The organism is Photobacterium sp. R1 (genome assembly GCF_054600795.1).
The window spans coordinates 1-326 of record NZ_BAAHZP010000304.1; the positions used below are offsets into that span (position 1 = coordinate 1).

1 protein-coding gene is annotated in these 326 nt (G+C 44.8%); it reads right to left on the minus strand.

Annotation, left to right across the window (positions count from 1 at the left end; genetic code table 11):
* A partial coding sequence (locus ACYP03_RS25160) for a LysR family transcriptional regulator (RefSeq protein WP_459782548.1) occupies window positions 1–210 on the minus strand: 210 nt, incomplete at its 3' end.
* Window positions 211–326 lie beyond the last annotated feature (116 nt).

Here is a 326-nt window from a genome sequence, read left to right on the forward strand (position 1 = left end):
CAGACAAGCCTCGTAAAATCGATAGCCCGCTTCCGTCATCGAAATATGCCGGGTATTTCTGTTGAGCAAACGTGTTTGATATCTGTGTTCCAGCTGATTCATCCGGGCGGTCATACTGGCAGGTGACAGCCCAAGCTTACGCCCTGCGGCCGCCAGTCCACCCGATTTCACCACCTGAACAAACAACGCCATGTCATCTGTTTTTGCCATATTATTCATCTTTTATGAAGTATGTTTTCGTATTTACGCTAATTATAAATATTTTCCGAAGCAATACACTGTAAACGTCTTATTACTGAACCCCAATACGCGTTCATCCTACTGGT